This is a genomic window from Streptomyces sp. Q2, assembly GCF_056820935.1.
In genome coordinates, this window is record NZ_JBXEJE010000031.1 from 95,924 (window position 1) to 113,384 (window position 17,461).

Sequence of the window (17,461 nt, forward strand, 5' to 3'; positions counted from 1 at the left end):
GCCTGACGGGCGTCCGCGGCCCCACAGGCCCCGCGACCGCACGCGGCCGGTCCGCTTCGCCCCTGCGAGCCGGGCCACGGCAGCTCACGCCCCGGCCCGGCTCGCCCACAAGAGCGCACCCCTCAGCGTCGTACGAGGTCGATCCGGTACGTCCGTGACTGTGACCCGTCCTCACTGGTCACGGTGACGACGGCCGATGTCCGACCGGACTCGCCCGCCCTGTCGACGACCACGCTCGCGTAGGGGTCGCGTGCCGTCGCCGTGACCGTGCTCCGGTTCGGGTGGGCGGTGACGACCCGGTAGGTGGTCGTGTCCGGGTCGAACGACGCGATCGGGGCACCGGCCACCTCGATGGACGTGGCGGCGGCGTCCGAGGAGGCGCCAGGAGCCTTGGCGTACACCTCGATCTCGCTCATGGTGATGTAGCCGCCCGGACGTGCGGTCATGACCACGCGCACCCCGCTCGTCGGCCCTGCCTCCAGCGGGACGTCGACCACGGGTGTGCCCTCCGTCCCGACGGTGACGGCCTCGCTCGCGTCGACCCACGTCGAGCCGTCGGCAGCCCGCACCTGCACCTTCAGGGTCTCGGGAAAGGAGGCGGTGGTCCCGTCCCGGTGGAAGCGCGCGACGATCCGGCTCAGGTCGCGTGCCTTCGGCAGCGTGAAGGTGATGGCGTCCGAAGGGTTCTTGGTGTTACCCGGCTTCCAGTTGGACCAGGCCTTCTCGGCGAGGTCACCGTTGCGCAGACGCTCCGCGGAGTAACCGCTCTCGGTGAACGTGGCGGCGACCGAGACGCCGTCGTCGGAGGCGATGTTGGTCTTTGCCGCTTCCGTGACCTGCACCCGTACGGCGGCGTCGGCCGTGCCGCCGCCGACGACCTGCGCGACGCCGCGCAGCGTCACGACCCCGGCCGTGTCGAACGCCCCGCCGGATGCCGGGTCCCAGGTCACCGGAAGGTCGGCCCGGCCGCCGTTCTCGCCGACGCCGACGACGGTGGCCGGCAGCTCAGGTTTCCCGCCCACGTAGGTCTTGGCGCGGCCGGGGAGTGTCGAGGCGATCGTGTCGACGGTGACCTGCGCCGTAGCGGGGATCTTCCGCCCGAGGGAGTCGGTCGCCTCACCCCTGACACGTACCGTCCCGGGGTCGCGCCACTCGCGGTCCGACGGAAGGTTCCACACCACGGGGAGCGAGCCCCGGGCACCGTCCCGGAACACCGGTCTCACCGTCTTCGGCAGCTCCGGACGCAGCCCCGGGACGGTGAACGCCACGGCCGGCTCGGTGCGCAGCACCGTCTCGTCGGTCACGGCCCAGCGCTGGTTCGCCGCCGAGGTCGGGGTGTACGTGGACACGGTGGCGCCGTCCGCCGAGGACTGTCCGGCGACGTCGAGCACGCGGCCGGTGGCGGCGTTGACGAACGTGTACGTGCTGTCGCCGGTCGTCGACAGGATCCACTGCGCGGCTTCGGGGACCTGGGCGCCTTCCGGGTCCTCCAGGACGGCCTGGTTGTCGCGCACCGCGAGCCGCTTGCCGGTCGTGGCGTCCGTGAGGGCGTAGCGCTCGCGGTTGTCGTTGCCGCGGGTCAGCTTCGCCACGGACCACAGCTGCCGCGCACTGCCGGCGTCGGTCGTGCGGATGACGACACCGTTGCCGTCGTCCGAAGGAGCCAACGACTTTCCGCTCTGCGCACCCTGGAGACGGTAGACATGCCCGGGCTGAACGAGGGCCGCGTCCTTCGCCACGCCGCTGACGCCCTCGACCAGGAAGGTCGTGACGGACTTCGCGGGGACGGCGAGCGTGGCCGAACGCCCGGTCACCCGGACCGGTGCGCCCTTGACGAGGGCGCCGTCGGCGCTCGTCACCACGGGTGTGACGGTGGCCCTCGGCGCGATCTTGCCGAAGCGGGCGAGATCGAGGGTGACGGAGCGCGCGGACGTGCCGCTGTTCACGTGCACCACCGTCGCCGCACGGCCGGACTTCTTGACGGCGGCGACGCTGGAGGGATCATCGACCTTCACGAAGCGGTCGCCTGGGCGGATGTGGTGGGTGAAGTTGCGGATGGTGTGGAACTTGGAGTTGGCCCGGATCGGGCAGGTCTCCAGGGTGTCCTCGGCCGTGCAGTTGAACGGGACGTGGATGCTGCCCCAGTTCTTGCCCGCCGCGGCCTGGGGGAGCGAGTCCTCGATCGGCTGCCAGAACACCCAGGCCGAGGGCTCCAGTTCACGCATGTCGTCGACCATCCGGGTGGCGATGCCGAGCCCCGGATCCATGCCGGTGAAGTCGGTGCCGGTGCCCCAGGTGCCCTCGACCTCGCTCATCCACAGCTTCTGGTCGGCGCCCTTGGCGATGTCACGCGCGCTGGTGCGCATGCCCGTGCCGTAGGTGTGCACGTTGAGCTGGTCGACGGCGGCTCGCGCGGGGGCGCCGTACGCGTTCCAGTTCTGGGTGAAGATGCTGGGGTTGGTCTCGTCCATCGCGGAGATCTCGGCGTCGGTCCTCGCCCCGTCGAGCGCCTTGTCGAGCGCGAGGAGCACCTGCTGCTGGAGTGCCGGGCCCGCGTGCGCGCCCTCCTGGCGTCCGCCCGTGGGCTGACCGTCCGCTCCGAGCTGGGTGCCCCAGTAGGGCGTGTTGGGCTCGTTGAGCGGCGCGATGGTGTCGAACTCGATGCCGTGCGCCTTCTCCAGCTGTTCGGTCACACGCACCAGGTAGGTGGCGAAGTCGTCGACGCGGTCCGGGCGGATCTGGTCCGTGCTCGCGTCGAAGCCGCCGGAGACGTAACCGCTTACCGTCTGGAACCAGGGCGGCGAGTTGCTGAACGACTCCCAGCGGGTGATCTTGTCCTTGATCTGGTCCACCCACCAGCGCTGGCCCGCGTCGGCGTTCCAGTCCCAGTGGTCCGGGTTGTTCGGATCCCACCAGTCCGTGTCCTGCCGGGTGGTTCCCGCGGGGGCCTTCCAGAAGCCCTCCATGGTCGCGCCCGTCTTCATGTAGTCCTTGCGGACGTCCGGGGCGTTGCCGCCGCCGATGTTGTACCGCGCGATGTTGAGGGCGAGGCCGTCCTCGCCGAACAGCATGTCCACGAGCTGTCTTCGGATGGGCTCGGGGTAGCGGCCGGTGGCGTTGGCGAACCAGACGAGGCTCGTGCCCCATCCCTCGAACTCCTGCTGCTGATAGGACGGGTCGATCCGCACGGTGACCGCGCTCTGCGGCGACGAGTCCGCGCTCGCCGCGGGTGCGGCCACGAGACCCGCGCCGAGCACCAGGGGGACTGCCGGTGCCAACGCCCGGATGATGCGATGCCGATGGGACACGCCACTTCCTTCCACAACACAGAGATGAGCAGGCTTCGTTGACATGCCCAAAACACCTGCTTAGCATTCGGGAAATCGAGAAAGCGCTTTCCGTCCCTGTGCTACCGCTCCCGCACGACCCAGGAAGATCCGCCCAATCCCCCCGGGAGGAACCACATGAGGTCGTCGTTACGCACCGCGCGCGGTGTTCCCACTCTTCTGTTCGCCCTGCTGCTCGGCGCCACGGCGGTACCGGCCGGCAGTGGCAGCGCCGCCGCGCAGACCCCGGCGTCGTCGGCAGCGCTCGCGGAGACGTCCCCCACCGGCTTCGCCGCGGTCGACGCGCTCGGTCAGAACGGCACCACCGGCGGAGCCGCCGGACCGACCGTGACCGCCACCACCACCCAGCAATTCCTGGACTACATCGACACCACGGGCCCGCTGGTCATCCGGGTCCAGGGCACCATCGACATCACCAGCAAGCAGGGTGTGCGCCCGAACAAGACCATCATCGGAGTCGGTTCCTCGGCCGTCATCAACGGCGGCGGTCTGGACTTCTACCGCTCCTACAACGCCATCGTGCGGAACATCAGGTTCACCAACGCCGAGGACGACGCCGTCAACGTCGGCCAGGAGTCGCACCACATCTGGATCGACCACAACGAGTTCGTCGCGCCCCTCGACGGAGCGGTCGACGTCGTCCGCGGCTCCCAGTACGTCACCGTGTCGTGGAACTGGTTCAACCGGACCGACAAGAGCATGCTGCTCGGGCACTCCGACTCCAACGGCAGCCAGGACGCAGCCAAGTTGAAGGTCTCGATCCACCACAACTTCTTCGACGGCTCACGGCAGCGGCATCCACGGGTGCGGTTCGGCGAACCCGTGCACGTCTACAACAACTACTACAAGGGGAACGCCCTGTACGGCGTCGCCTCCACCATGAACGCGGGCGTGCTGGTCGAGGGCAACTACTTCGAAAGCGTCCCCCACCCCTGCTACTCGGCCGCCGGGTACGACGAGTCGGGACCGGGCCGGCTGGTGCAGCGGGGCAACGTCTTCAACGGCTCCGGTACGTGCGAGGTCAACGGCACGGTCATCGAGCCGCGCACCTACTACTCGTACACCCTGGACCCCGCGGCCGACGTTCCCTCCCTCGTGCGGGCCGGCGTGGGCGTCGGGAAGCTCGGCACCTGAACCACCTCCCGTGAATCCCCGGGACCTGCCCCTTCCCCTCCGGCTGCCGACCGCCCCCGGCGGACGGACCGATCGTGCCGTCGTCCCCACACTCGACGGCCAACCCCCCACAGGAGAACCCCACATGAGTCCACGACTGACCCCGGAGTCCACCCGTACACGCACGGCCGTCCCCCGGCGCAACAAGATGGTCGTGGCCGTGCTGGCGGCCGCCGTGCTGGCCGCTCCCGGTGTCGCGCAGGCCGCCCCGCCGACCGTGTCGGTGCCCCGGGAACAGGTGGCCGCGGCCACCATCACCTGGACCCTCGAACGGGCGAGCAACCCCACCCAGGACCAGCGGACCGCCTACGACCTCATCACGGCGGCCATGAACGCCGCGGTGGCCCGTTACAACAACCTCAGCGATCTGGGCAAGAGCATCACCGTCCGCTACGACCCGGGTGTGCCCACCGCTGACGGCAACATCAACGGAACCATTCGCTTCGGCAACCGCAGCTACATGACCGAGAGGACCGCGCTGCACGAGATCGCCCACACCATCGGGGTGGGCACCAGCTCGGGCTGGTCCTCCCACACCGGCGGGGGCACCTGGAGCGGTGCGGAGGCCACGGCACTCGTCAGGCGGTTCGACGGTTCGGCCGCCAAACTGTCCACCGGCGGCGGGCACTTCTGGCCCTACGGCCTGAACTACGAGAACGAGTACTCGAACACGGCGGCCGATCGGCACGTCCAGATCGTCGCCGCCATGGTGCGTGACGGTCTGTAACCCCAAGCGCCGGCGCCCGGGATCGTTCACGGTCCCGGGCGCGAAGCGTCTCACTCGGCCGAATGCGTGACTCCGGCTTTCATCTGATCCTACGAATTCCAGCGGGTCGGGTTACTGCTTTGTCCCCAGCCTGGTAGGAAACCTTCCTAACGATTCAGGTCTGGACCAACTCTCCAACCCCCCACCCCGCTTGGAGTTCCCGTGGACCCTGAGACAGCAGCCCCCGCGCGTCCCTCCCGCCGCACCCTCCTTGCCCTGGTCGGCACGCTGGCCTCCGCCACCGTGCTCGGCGCCCCGCCCGCCGCGGCAGCCCCGGCCGCCGCACCGGGCCTCGACGAACCGGCGAAGAAGGAGATCGCCATGAAGCTGGTGTCGAGCGCGGAGAACTCCTCGCTCGACTGGAAGGCCCAGTACCAGTACATCGAGGACATCGGCGACGGCCGCGGCTACACCGCCGGCATCATCGGCTTCTGCTCCGGCACCGGCGACATGCTCGACCTCGTGGAGCTCTACGCCGACCGCAGGCCCGGCAACGTGCTCGCCAAGTACCTGCCGGCCCTGCGCCGGGTCGACGGCACCGACTCGCACGACGGTCTCGACCCGACCTTCGCCGATGACTGGCGCAAGGCCGCTCGGGACACGGTGTTCCAGGCCGCGCAGAACGACGAACGCGACCGCGTCTACTTCGGCCCCGCGGTCAGGCAGGGCAAGGCGGACGGCCTGCGTACACTCGGTCAGTTCGCCTACTACGACGCCATCGTCATGCACGGCGACGGGGGCGACTCGACCAGCTTCGGCAACATCCGGAGGCGTGCCCTGCGCAAGGCGAAGCCGCCGGCCCAGGGCGGCGACGAGACGGCGTACCTCAACGCCTTCCTCGACGCCCGGGTGTGGGCGATGAAACAGGAGGAGGCGCACAGCGACACCAGCCGGGTCGACACCGCGCAGCGCGTCTTCCTTCGACAGGGCAACCTCGACCTGAACCCGCCGCTGGACTGGAAGGTGTACGGGGACAGCTTCCACATCGGCTGACCCCCGCGGTGCGCACGCCCGCGAGGGCACGCGGGCCGGACCGGCGGGGGGGGCCGGGGGGGGGGGGCGCGGCGGGCGGCCCCCCCGCCCCCCCNCCGCGCAGCGCGTCTTCCTTCGACAGGGCAACCTCGACCTGAACCCGCCGCTGGACTGGAAGGTGTACGGGGACAGCTTCCACATCGGCTGACCCCCGCGGTGCGCACGCCCGCGAGGGCACGCGGGCCGGACCGGCGGGCCGCCCGGTGACGTGTCACCGGGCGGCCCGCGCCCAGGTCACCCTCCCGCGGGGGCGACGCCACCGCCCAGTTGGTCCGCCAGGCAGGCGAGGTACAGGGCCATCGCGGACCGGTGGTCGCGCAGCGGGCGGCCGGTGATCTGCTCGATCTTGTTCATCCGGTACACGACGGTGTTGCGGTGGATGTGCAGGGCCGCGGACGCCCGTACGAGATTGAACCCGTTCTCGCACCAGGCGGTGATCGTGTCGCGGAGCACCGGCCAGTCAGGCTGGGCACGCAGGTCGGCGGCGGTGCGTGCCAGCAGTCGGCTGCGTGCGGGTTGACCGACGGCGGCCAGGACCTGGTGGACGCGCAGGTCCGTGATCAGGTGGACGGGGGAGTCGCCGGCCAGGCGAGCACCCAGGCGGAGCGCGTCGCACGCGTCCTGGTAGGAACCGTGCAAGCCGCCCACGGACGCGGCCGGTTCGCCGATTCCCGCGCGGGCCAGCAGCCCGTCCTGGGCGGCGATGACGTCGATGAGGCGCCGGCAGTCGTCGGCCAGGGACGTGGCCGGGCCGCGGGCCGGGAGCCGGTGCAGGACGCCGATCCATCCCGGCGAGGTGCCGGCCACGACGTCCTGGGGGTCGGCGAAGACGTCGCGGATCGTGCGGAGCAGTTCCGAGCGGACCAGCGCCATGTCGCGGGCGGGAGGAACGGCCTGGCGGCGGGAGCCCGTGTCGGGCACGGGCGGCACGCTCACCTCGAACGCCACCGCGACCCGTTGCAGCCGTAGGTCGAAGCCCAGTTCGGCCGCCCGGAACTCGAGGAAATCGCCTTCGACGACCTGCGGATCGTACGCGGCGATGTCGGCGAGCAGCTTCTCGGCCGCCCGCTCGGCCAGCAGGCGGGAACGCAGCATCACGGATTCCCTGAGCAGGATCTCCGTCTGGCGCTTCACCAGCAGTCCGAAGCGGCGCACCTGGGCGGGCGTCCCGGTGATGCCGACCGTGCCGACCGCCTGCCCGCCCGTGACCAGCGGCAGGGTGACTCCGGGCCGCACTCCCCGCAGTTGCTGGGCCTGCGACGCGCTGTGCGTCGCAGGCTCCTTGGTCCGGATCACGTCGACGGACGCCTCGTGGAAGGTGCCGACCCGGCTGCTGTCACCGCTGCCGATGACCATGCCCTCCGCGTCGGTGATCAGCACGTTGAAACCGATGACCGCGGTGGTGTCCCCGGCAATCTCCTGCGCGAGTGACGGACTCAGCACGAACGTTCCTCCCGAGGCGGGGATGGACGCACCGTACAGCCGGGCGAGCGGTTTCAGCCATAAGTTCGTACGAAGTGACCGGTGACGTACCGCAGGCCGGTCCATAGCGTATGGCTCCATCACCTCCCCGCCGGGGGCACAGCGCGGTGAACGGCGGGTCCCTCAGCGCCGATACGCCGATCCACCCACACGCCGTTACGCCGTTCCGGAAGGCCCAAGCCGATGACCCGTGTGCGTTCACTTGTTGCCGCTTTGTCAGCGGTTCTCCTGATACCGACCGTCGCCGCCTGCGGCTCGGGCGACGACGACGCCCCCAAGAACGTGTCCGCGAAGACCGCCGCGTTGGGCACGCTCACGCCGGGCGTGATCAAGGTGGCCGTGCAGCCGTACGCCCCCTACACCAGCGTCCAGGGCGGCAAGATCGTCGGCCTGGACGGCGACATCCTCAACTACGCCGCCAAGAAACTCGGCCTCGAGGTCAAACCCCAGGTGACGGACTTCGCCGGCATGCTCGCCGGGGTGCAGTCACACCGCGTCGACATCACCATCGGCGGCGTCGCCTGGTCAGCCGACCGGCAGAAGCAGGGACTGTTCACGGACCCGCCCTACTACTCGCCCCCCGCGATGGCCGTCCGGTCCGGGAAGACGTACAAGACGGTCGACGACCTGGCGGGCCTCGATCTGGGCACGGTCGAGGGGTACGTGTGGGTCAAGTCGATCCAGGCAGTCCCCGGTGCCGAGCTGCACGCCTACCCCGACGCCAACGGCGTGCTCGACGATCTCGGCGCCGGCCGGGTGGACGTCGGCTTCCTCGACCCGCTGATCATCATCGCGGCGCAGAAGGAACGGCCGGACCTGAAGATCGAGACGCAGTACCTGACGCCGCCGACCGCCGCGCAGGTCAAGGCGAAGCCCGCCTACGCCTACTTCCAGCCGTACCAGACCGGCTTCTACCTGCCCAAGAAGGCCACCAAGCTGGAGCAGGCCATCTCCGCGCAGATCGACGCCATGTACGAGAACGGCGAGATGGCCAAGCTCGTGAAGAAGTACGGCGGCGACCCCGAGCAGTTCCTCGAGCCGGCCGCCGACGTCGCCACCGCACGGAGGGGCGTGGACCGCCCCCAGGACTGGACGCCGCCGTCCGTCGCGACCCAGTGAGGGGATGACAGACATGTCCGGTCTCTTCCAAGTCCCCTGGTCCGACTACCGGTCCGACCTGCTCGACGCGCTCGGACGCACCGTCTCCTACACCGTCGTGAGCTTCGTCGGCGCGGTCGCGCTCGGCCTGGCCGTGGCCCTGCTCAGACTGAGCAGGGCGTGGCCGGCGCGTGCCGTCGCCGCCGTCTACACCGAGGTCTTCAAGAACATCCCGCTGCTGGCCATCATCTTCCTGACCTACTTCGGACTGGCCTCGGCGGGGATCCGGCTGGACGTGTTCACGGCCGGCTGCCTCAGCCTCGTCGTCTTCTACGCCGCCTACCTCTCCGAGATCTTCCGGTCCGCGATCAGCGGGGTGCACGACGGACAGACCGAGGCGGGGGAGGCACTGGGCCTCGGCAAGGCGGGCATCTTCGGCCACGTCATCCTTCCGCAGGCCCTCCGGCAGGCGTTGCCCGGCACCAACACCATGCTGGTCGACCTGCTCAAGTCCACCTCACTGCTCGTCACCGTCTCCGCCGCCGAGCTGATGTCCGAGGGGCGGCTCATCACCTCGGCCACCTTCCGGGCGCTGGAGGTGTACCTGGTCATCTCCGCCGTCTACTTCGCCCTGTGCTACCCGCTCTCCCAGCTGCTGCTCCTGCTGGAGCGGAAGGTACGAGCCGGCGTTCCCCTGTCCCCGTGGCGACGGCGGCGGATGCGCGCGGCCCGCGCCCTGCTCGCCGACGGCACGACCGCGGACGTACCCGTGAAGGAGGCGGCCCTGTGACCGAGCCCGTCATCACCACCGAGACCCCGGCCCCCAGCCCCGCCGAAGCCGTCGTACGGATCGAAGGGCTGAGCAAGTCCTTCGACGGCCGGCTGGTGCTCGACGACGTCCGTCTGACCGTCGGCAGAGGCCGCATCGTGAGCGTCATCGGACAGAGCGGCGGCGGCAAGACGACCTTGATGCGCTGCGTCAACCTGCTGGAACGCCCGGACCGGGGCACGGTCGAGGTCGCCGGTCAGGTCGTGCACAGCGGCGGTCGTATGGTCTGCCGCGACCTGCCCGCGCTGCGCCGCACCGTCGGCATGGTCTTCCAGCGGTTCAACCTGTTCCCCCACCTCACGGCCGTGGAGAACGTCGTACTGGCGCAGCGCAAGGCCGGCATCCCCGAACAGGAGGCACTGGAGCGGGCCGTCGCACTGCTGCGCCGGGTCGGGGTGGCCCATCGCGGCCTCGCCCAGCCCGACCAGCTCTCCGGCGGCGAGCAGCAACGGGTCGCCATCGCGCGGGCCCTCGCCCTCAAGCCCGAAGTACTGCTCTTCGACGAACCCACCTCCTCCCTCGACCCCGAGGCCACCCGGGAGGTTCTGAGCGTGATGCGGGAACTCGCCGCGGACGGGATGACGATGCTGCTGGTCACCCACGAACTGCCCTTCGCCCGCGAGGTGTCCGACCACGTCGTCTTCGTCGACGGCGGCCGGATCGTGGAGGAGGGGGCGCCCGAGGACGTCCTCGACAGTCCTGCCCGGACCCGGACCCGGGAGTTCCTCGCCTCGTACGGGACCGCGTCATGACCCGGTCGTTCGACGACCGTGCCGGCCCCGTCGTGGTCGTCGGGGGCGGTGTCATAGGGCTGTGCACCGCGTACTACCTCGCCGCGGCCGGTGTCGCGGTGGAGGTCGTCGAGCGGCGCGGCCTCGCCTCCGGGGCGTCCCGGGGGAACGCCGGATGGGTCTGCCTCAGCCATTCGACCCCTGTCCCGGCCCCGGGAATGGTCCGCTACGCCGTGCGCTCGCTGGGACGCCCGGACTCGCCGCTCTACCTCCGGCCCCTCCCGGATCCCGCTTTCGTCCGGTGGCTGTGGCGGTTCTGGCGCAGCAGTACCCCGGCCGCCTTCCGGCGCGGGTACGCGGCCATCGCCGAGCTGAACCGCGGCACCTTCGACCTCTTCGACGGACTGCGCGAGGCCGGAGTCGACACGACGCTGACCCGGCCCGGCATGGTGCACGCCTTCCTCTCGGAGGCCGAGGCCCACCACCACCTCGCCGTCCAGCGGGAGATGGCGGACGGCCACTACCCGATGCCCGCCGACATCACCACCGGGTCCGAAGCGCATCTGCTGGACGGGGCGCTGTCGCCTCGGGTGCGTGCGGCGTACCTCGTCGAGGGGGAGGGGGTGGTCGACCCGGAGGCGTTCGCCCAGGCGCTCGGAGAGGCACTCGCCGCCCAGGGTGTGAAGATCCATGAGAACGCGGAGGCCATCGGTTTCAGGACCGCGGGCGGCCGGGTCACCGCGCTGCGTACCGCGCAGGGCGAGATTCCCTGCGGGGCCGTCGTCATCGCGGCCGGAATGCGTTCCCCCGGCCTGCTGCGCTCCCTGGGACATGCGCTGCCCCTGCAGGCGGGCAAGGGCTACAGCTTCTCGGTCGACCTGGACCCGGCACCCGGGCACACCCTGTACTTCGGCGAGCGCAGGGCCGTCGCCTCACCGATCGGCGGCACCACGCGGATCGGCGGCACCATGGAGCTGAGCGGCAACAACAACCGCCTCGACTGGCGCCGCATCGTCGCCGTCGCCCTCGCCAGCCGCCACTACCTGGGCCGCTGGTTCGACGATCCGGACGACCTGGTCAGCCTGATCCGGGATCCCTGGGTCGGCGGGCGGCCGTTCCTCCCCGACGGACTCCCCGTCATCGACCGTGTCCCGGGCCACGACAACGCCTTCGCGGCCACCGGCCACGGCATGCTCGGCGTCACGCTGGGTCCGGTCACCGGGCACGAACTCGCCGAGTACGTCCTCACCGGGCAACGGCCCGGGGCCCTGACGCCCTTCCGTTACGACCGGCTGCGGCACTGACGATCTCGTGCGCCCGGCCGCGAGCGACGCACGGTAGCTGCTGGTCGTCCCCAACTGGCGGTGGTGGCACGGCAGGTACGCTGAGCGCGACCTGGCCATCGTCGCGGAAGGACACCGACCCCATGGAGCTCGCCTTCGTCGGCCGGGTGATCGAGTGGCGTGGGCCGTCGCCGTACTTCTTCGTCCCCGTGCCGGAGGAGGAGTCCGCCGACATCCGCGAGGTGGCCGCGATGGCCACGTACGGCTGGGGCGTGATCCCGGTCGAGGCGCGGATCGGCGAGGTCGCCTTCACCACGTCGCTCTTCCCCAGGGACGGCGGCTACCTGCTGCCGCTCAAGAACGCCGTGCGCAAGCCGCAGGACCTCTCGGCAGGTGACGAGGTGGCAGTGGAGATGACCGTCCGCCTTCAGTAGGGCGAACCGCGCGCCCGGCCGCGCGTGACACGTACGACGCGAACGCCCGGCCGGAAGGGAAGCCCGGCCGCGTCACGAACCACGGGGCCCCGACCTCAACCGAGGTGCCGTGCGTGCGGCGGATCGTGCGGGAGGGTCCGCCGCACGACCTCAAGGCCGCTTCAGCATCACCACGACTCCGGCCACCACCAGCCACACCGCCAGCAGCATCGGAGTCAGCCAGGCGCTGAACGGCCCTGCCAGGCACAGCACACCGACGACCAGAGCGGCCCAGGTCAGCCACGAGGGCAGGACCGTCACGCCTTCGGCGTCACGCGTGGTGCGCCAGACGGCCAGGAGCAGCACGGCCGCGCCCACCATCGCCGCGACGAGTCCCCCGTACGCCACGTCCATCAACAGGATCGCGATCAGGGCTGTCTCGGGTACGACCTGGAAGACGTCGACATGGTTCGCCGTGATCCCGTAGATGTTCCCGGCGATCGCCGAGACCATGAGGAGAACCACGAAGACGGTCCCGCCCGCGAGCGCGAGGGTGGAGCGACGACCGGCGGCGCGTACCAGTACCGGCAGGAAGCACAGGAAGGCCAGCCCGGCCGCGAGCAGAAGCAGGGCGGAGGTCTCGGACAGGGCTTGATTGCTGTCCTTGGAGTAGAACGTCACGACCTCACGGACCGCGTCGTCGTCCTCGATGTCCGGCGTCCGCCAGGTCAGGACATGGCCGGCGATCAGCAGTCCGCCGGCCAGAATCCCGGCGATCCCGGCCCACAAGGGCTCGCTCTTCCCCGAGCGGACGGTTTCCTCGCTCTGCGCTGCCGTCATGGTGGCCTCCCGCTGGAGAGTCCCCCGAGGGGTGTCGTCTCTCTCATCCTGCGCCGCGAACGGACATGGCGCCGCCCGTGCTGTGGAAGGGCCCGGCCCGGGCAGGACCGCGCGACACCGAGAATTCGGAAGGTCACCTACCGATCACGATATGCGGATTATGTAATTCCGGACAACCATCGTTCAGGATTGACTGTCTTTGCGGTTAATGAAGAATCAACCTGTGCCCGACGTCACGGTGATTGTCGGAGCGTATGAAGCCATGCCCTATCTCGTCCGCTGTCTGGAATCAGTCGAGACACAGACACTGGGCGCGGAACGATTAGAGATCGTCGCCGTCGACGACGGATCGAGCGACGGCACCGGCGAATACCTGGAGAATTTCGCCGCCACGTCGAAAGTACCCACCAGGGTGGTGCGGCAGGCCAACTCCGGCGGTCCCAGCGGCCCGCGCAATGTCGGGCTGTCCATGGCTCGCGGACGCTATGTCTTCTTCCTGGACGCCGACGATTTCCTGGGGGACGAAGCCCTGGAGCGGATGGTCGCGATGGCCGACCGCGCCGGCACGGATGTGGTGCTCGGCAAGATGGAGGGAGTCAACCGCGGTGTCGCGAGCTCGATGTTCACCCGGACTCTGGAGCGCGCCGACGTCCACACCTCGCAGGTCATCTTCACGCTGAGCGCCCAGAAGCTGTTCCGGCGCGAGCTGCTCCTGCGCCTGGGCCTCAGGTTCGACGAGAGCCTGGCCACCGGTGAGGACGCGCTCTTCACCATGGAGGCGTATCTGAGCGGCAACGGCGTGTCCGTCGTCGCCGATTACGTCTGCTACTACCTGGTGGGCCGCGACGACGGAAAGCACGCGACACAAAGGGGCGACTACACGGCCCGCTTCGCCGCGATTCACGCGCTGATGGATTTGATCGCGAGACTCGTGCCGCCGGGTGCCGAGCGGGATCAGCTGATGGTGCGGCCCTTCACGGTCGGTCTGTTGCAGCAATTCGGGGCCGTCCTGCTGAAACAGCCGGAAAGCGAGCAGCTGCACAAGATGGAACTCGCCGCCCCGATGACGGCGGCGTACTGGACCAAAGGAGTAGCCGACCGGATAAAGGTCGGCGAGCGGCTGATACTCACCTGCGTCGCCATGGGCAGGCTGGACGCGTTGAAGAACATCCTGGAATTCATCCGCGCCAAGACGGTGCCGGCGGCGGTCCACCACGGCCGAGCCGGAAGACTGCACCTCGCCTATCCGTATTTCCGCGACCGGCAAGCGGGTATCCCCGACGAGGCGTACAAGGTCACCGTGCCGGACTGGTCCGGCAGCCGGCGGGTCATGCCGTCGTCGAAGCCCCGGCCCTCCGTCGCCAGACGGACGGTGCGGAAGGTCCGCAGACACGTGCGGAGGCTGCGGACCCGTGGATGATTCCTTCGGGGATCCCGGCCTGCCGTGAGCGGGCCGTGTCCACGGTTCGCGGAAGCGGGCGACGGGGTGACCCAACTGGGCCGAGCACCGCGACCCCGCCCGCCGCCGTCCCCGGATCGTCCTTGTCGACGGCGCCCGCCGCCAGATGGACCTCATCAAGGCCGAAGCCAAGCATCGCGGCACGGACACCCACGTCATCGTCGACCTGATCCACGTGCTCGAACATCTGTGACGAGCCGCCTGGTGCCTGCACCACACCGGCGACGTCTTGGCCGAGACCTGGATCGCCCGCCACGCCCGCGCCCTCCTGGCCGGTGCGCGCAGCAACCGTCGCCGCACTCGAAGCTGCCGCCCGCACCGCCGGACTGCGCGGTGCCAGAAGCAAGGGCATCGACGAGGCCGTGAACTACCTGACCAGCAAAGCCGAGCACCCGTGCTACGACACCGCCCTGGAACGCGGCTGGCCGATCGCCACCGACATCCTCGAAGGAGCATGCCGCCACCTGGTCAAAGACCGCCCGGACATCACCGGCGCCCGCTGGGGCCTGGCCGGCGCTGAAGCCGTACTCAAAGGGAGCCGAGTCCGGCGGTCCGGCCGGACGGCGCCGGATGCGCCGCGGCCACCACCTTCACATGCGGAACGGGCGCGTCTTGCCAGGAGTCCGGCCGAAACGGCTCCTGGCCGTCAGCTTCGGGGCCCTCAACGTCCTGGAGGACGTTGAGCTGGCGGTCCCGCGTGGCCAGTCCGTCGGCATCGTCGGCCCGAACGGGGCCGGCAAGTCGACGCTGCTGAGCGCCATCTCGGGCGTCGAGCCCGTCACCCGGGGCACCGTGCGGCTCGGGGGCCGCGACGTCACCCGCGCCTCCGCCGCCCAGCGGTGCCGGCTCGGGGTCGGCCGGTCCTTCCAGATCCCCCGCCGGTTCGGGGATCTGACGGTCTTCGAGAACGTCCTGGTCGGCGCCCAACGCGGGGCCGGGCTGCGCGGGGCCCACGCCCGCGAACAGGCCCTCACCGCGCTGGAGTCCACCGGCATGCTCCCGGTCGCCAACAAGCCGGCCGGCGGCCTGCCGCTGCTCGGCCGCAAGCGCCTGGAGCTGGCCCGCGCCCTGGCCACCGCCCCCGAGCTGCTCCTGCTCGACGAGATCGCAGGCGGCCTCACCGAGAGCGAGGCCGACGAACTGGTCGGCACCGTCCTGTCGCTGAAGGAGGCCGGCGTGACCATCCTGTGGATCGAGCACGTCGTCAAGGCCCTGGTCCAGGTCGTGGACCGGCTGGTCTGCCTCGCGTACGGCCGCATCCGCGTCGACGGCGACCCGCACGAGGTCCTCGCCAGCCCCGAGGTCGCCGAGGTCTACCTGGGAGGTACGACAGCATGAGCGGCCCACTGCTGCACCTTGATGCGATCGATGCCGGATACGGGGACTTCCAGGCTCTCTTCGGCATCACTCTCGACGTCGCCGAAGGCGAACTCCTCGCCCTTGTCGGCGCCAACGGCGCCGGCAAGTCCACCCTGCTGCGGACCGTCGCCGGGGCCCTCAAGCCCTTCAGCGGAACCGTCCGCTTCGACGGCGAGGACGTCACCGCCCTCCCCGACATCCACCGTTCCCGCAAGGGCATCTGCCTCGTCCCCGAGGGGCGGCGGCTCTTCCCGTCCCTCACCGTCGAGGAGAACCTCCGGGTCGGCGCCGCCACCGGCCGCAAAGGCCCGTGGGACCTGAAGAAGGTGTACGAGATGATGCCGCTCGTCGCCGACCGCCGCACCCGCAAGGCCGCCCGCCTCTCCGGAGGCGAGCAGCAGGCCGTCGCCATCGGCCGCGCCCTGATGGGCAACCCCCGCCTGCTGCTGCTCGACGAGCTGTCGCTCGGCCTCGCGCCGCTGGTCGTCGAGCAGCTCTACACGGCGCTTCCCGGCATCCGCACCGAGGGCACCACCGTCGTCCTCGTGGAGCAGGACCTGACCCGCACCTTCGCGGTCGCCGACCGCATCGCCTGCGTCCTGGAGGGCCGCGTCGTCCTGACCGCCCCGGCCGCCGACCTGACCCGTGAGCAGGTCACGGCCGCCTACTTCGGCACACTGGAGGTGACGTCCCCATGACGTGGCTCAACGCCATCGCACAGGGCATGCTGCTCGGCGGCGTCTTCGCCATGGCCGCAGCGGGCCTGTCCCTGATCTTCGGGGTGATGCGGGTCGCCAACCTCGCCCACGGCGACCTGATGATCCTCGGCGGCTACGTGGCCTCGGTGGCCGCCGTCAGCCTGCACATCCCCGTCGCGCTCACCGTGCTGGTCTCGATGGCGGCCGTCGGCGGCCTCGGCTACCTCGTCCAGCGGACACTGCTCGACCGGGCCATGGGGCTCAGCGAGTTCGCGCCCCTGATGGTCACCTTCGGCATCTCCGTGATCATCCCCAACGTACTTGTCCAGCTCTTCAGCAACGACACCAAGCCGCTCGGCATCGGCTCGCTCGGCACCGCGAGCATCCGCGTCGGCAGCGACCTGGCCATCGGCTGGTTCCCGCTGATCACCGTCGTGGCGGCGGTCGCCGTCCTGGCCACGCTGCACCTCTTCCTCCACCGCACCCAGTCCGGCCGCATCGTCCGGGCCACCGCCGACGACCGCGCCGTCGTCCGACTGATGGGCGTCGACAACCGCAAGGTCTATGCCCTCACCAGCGTCATCGCCTTCGCCACCGTCGCCCTGGCCGGCACCCTCTACACCATGCGGCAGGGCGGAGTGACCCCGTACGAGGGCCAGCTCAACGTCCTGTTCGCCTTCGAAGTCGTCATCATCGGCGGCCTCGGCTCGCTGTGGGGCACCCTCGCCGGCGGCATGGTGCTGGGCATCGCGCAGTCCGTCGGCGCCCAGATCTCGCCCGACCTGCCGTTGCTCGACCGCCCTGACCGCCGACGTGGCCCTCGATCGGCCCGCCGGCACCCACCACCTTGCCCGCAGCCGTGATCCGATCACGCTGACCGTCCCGGAAATCCGCCACCTGCTCACCGCCGTCTTCAACTCACCGGCCGTGGCCGCGGTCAGGCTGCTGCAG

15 protein-coding genes are annotated in these 17,461 nt (G+C 70.2%); 12 read left to right on the plus strand and 3 right to left on the minus strand.

The annotated features are described in order from the left end of the window. Positions 1-122: 122 nt before the first annotated feature. Positions 123-3,308 carry a glycoside hydrolase gene (locus ACWBNA_RS31545; RefSeq protein WP_482707916.1) on the minus strand — a complete coding sequence of 1,062 codons (3,186 nt, stop codon included), beginning with the start codon at positions 3,306-3,308 and terminating at the stop codon, positions 123-125. 156 nt (positions 3,309-3,464) lie between these two features. On the opposite strand from ACWBNA_RS31545, the gene ACWBNA_RS31550 reads away from it, so the two are divergent. From ACWBNA_RS31550 to ACWBNA_RS31560, 3 genes are all read left to right on the plus strand, one after another. After that, a complete protein-coding gene (locus ACWBNA_RS31550) occupies positions 3,465-4,481 on the plus strand; it encodes a pectate lyase family protein (RefSeq protein ID WP_482707917.1) in 1,017 nt (338 codons plus the stop codon). A gap of 187 nt (positions 4,482-4,668) precedes the next feature. Next, positions 4,669-5,247 (plus strand): hypothetical protein, encoded by a 579-nt coding sequence (locus ACWBNA_RS31555; RefSeq protein ID WP_482707951.1) that lies wholly within the window; start codon positions 4,669-4,671, stop codon positions 5,245-5,247. 201 nt (positions 5,248-5,448) lie between these two features. Next, on the plus strand, positions 5,449-6,279 hold the full coding sequence (locus ACWBNA_RS31560; protein WP_482707918.1) for a chitosanase: 831 nt from the start codon (positions 5,449-5,451) through the stop codon (positions 6,277-6,279). Between the two features lie 273 nt (positions 6,280-6,552). On the opposite strand, the gene ACWBNA_RS31565 is transcribed toward ACWBNA_RS31560, so the two are convergent. Beyond that, positions 6,553-7,761, minus strand: coding sequence for a CdaR family transcriptional regulator (locus ACWBNA_RS31565; RefSeq protein WP_482707919.1), 1,209 nt, complete (start codon positions 7,759-7,761; stop codon positions 6,553-6,555). A gap of 252 nt (positions 7,762-8,013) precedes the next feature. Here ACWBNA_RS31565 and ACWBNA_RS31570 point away from each other — a divergent pair, with 252 nt between their 5' ends. From ACWBNA_RS31570 to ACWBNA_RS31590, 5 genes are all read left to right on the plus strand, one after another. Continuing rightward, positions 8,014-8,919 (plus strand): substrate-binding periplasmic protein, encoded by a 906-nt coding sequence (locus ACWBNA_RS31570; RefSeq protein ID WP_482707921.1) that lies wholly within the window; start codon positions 8,014-8,016, stop codon positions 8,917-8,919. A 13-nt stretch (positions 8,920-8,932) separates the two neighbouring features. Beyond that, positions 8,933-9,688 carry an amino acid ABC transporter permease gene (locus tag ACWBNA_RS31575; protein WP_482707922.1) on the plus strand — a complete coding sequence of 252 codons (756 nt, stop codon included), beginning with the start codon at positions 8,933-8,935 and terminating at the stop codon, positions 9,686-9,688. After that, the gene (locus ACWBNA_RS31580; RefSeq protein WP_482707923.1) at positions 9,685-10,479 is read left to right on the plus strand and encodes an amino acid ABC transporter ATP-binding protein; all 795 of its coding nucleotides are present in this window, start codon (positions 9,685-9,687) and stop codon (positions 10,477-10,479) included. The genes ACWBNA_RS31575 and ACWBNA_RS31580 overlap by 4 nt, the downstream gene beginning before the upstream one ends. Then, a complete protein-coding gene (locus tag ACWBNA_RS31585) occupies positions 10,476-11,762 on the plus strand; it encodes an NAD(P)/FAD-dependent oxidoreductase (protein WP_482707924.1) in 1,287 nt (428 codons plus the stop codon). Before ACWBNA_RS31580 ends, ACWBNA_RS31585 begins: the two co-directional genes overlap by 4 nt. A 122-nt stretch (positions 11,763-11,884) precedes the next feature. After that, on the plus strand, positions 11,885-12,175 hold the full coding sequence (locus ACWBNA_RS31590) for a DUF1905 domain-containing protein (protein WP_482707925.1): 291 nt from the start codon (positions 11,885-11,887) through the stop codon (positions 12,173-12,175). A 150-nt stretch (positions 12,176-12,325) separates the two neighbouring features. Here the strand turns inward: ACWBNA_RS31590 and ACWBNA_RS31595 are convergent, their stop codons facing one another. After that, on the minus strand, positions 12,326-12,994 hold the full coding sequence (locus ACWBNA_RS31595) for a hypothetical protein (protein WP_482707926.1): 669 nt from the start codon (positions 12,992-12,994) through the stop codon (positions 12,326-12,328). Positions 12,995-13,202: 208 nt separating this feature from the next. Here ACWBNA_RS31595 and ACWBNA_RS31600 point away from each other — a divergent pair, with 208 nt between their 5' ends. The 4 genes from ACWBNA_RS31600 to ACWBNA_RS31615 all read left to right on the plus strand — a co-directional run bounded on the left by ACWBNA_RS31600 (position 13,203) and on the right by ACWBNA_RS31615 (position 17,373). Further along, a complete protein-coding gene (locus tag ACWBNA_RS31600) occupies positions 13,203-14,414 on the plus strand; it encodes a glycosyltransferase family 2 protein (RefSeq protein ID WP_482707927.1) in 1,212 nt (403 codons plus the stop codon). Between the two features lie 651 nt (positions 14,415-15,065). Beyond that, positions 15,066-15,791, plus strand: coding sequence for an ABC transporter ATP-binding protein (locus ACWBNA_RS31605; RefSeq protein ID WP_482707928.1), 726 nt, complete (start codon positions 15,066-15,068; stop codon positions 15,789-15,791). After that, positions 15,788-16,510, plus strand: a complete 723-nt coding sequence (locus ACWBNA_RS31610) for an ABC transporter ATP-binding protein (protein ID WP_482707929.1) — start codon at positions 15,788-15,790, stop codon at positions 16,508-16,510. Before ACWBNA_RS31605 ends, ACWBNA_RS31610 begins: the two co-directional genes overlap by 4 nt. Continuing rightward, a complete protein-coding gene (locus ACWBNA_RS31615) occupies positions 16,507-17,373 on the plus strand; it encodes a branched-chain amino acid ABC transporter permease (protein WP_482707931.1) in 867 nt (288 codons plus the stop codon). Before ACWBNA_RS31610 ends, ACWBNA_RS31615 begins: the two co-directional genes overlap by 4 nt. Positions 17,374-17,461: the final 88 nt, after the last annotated feature.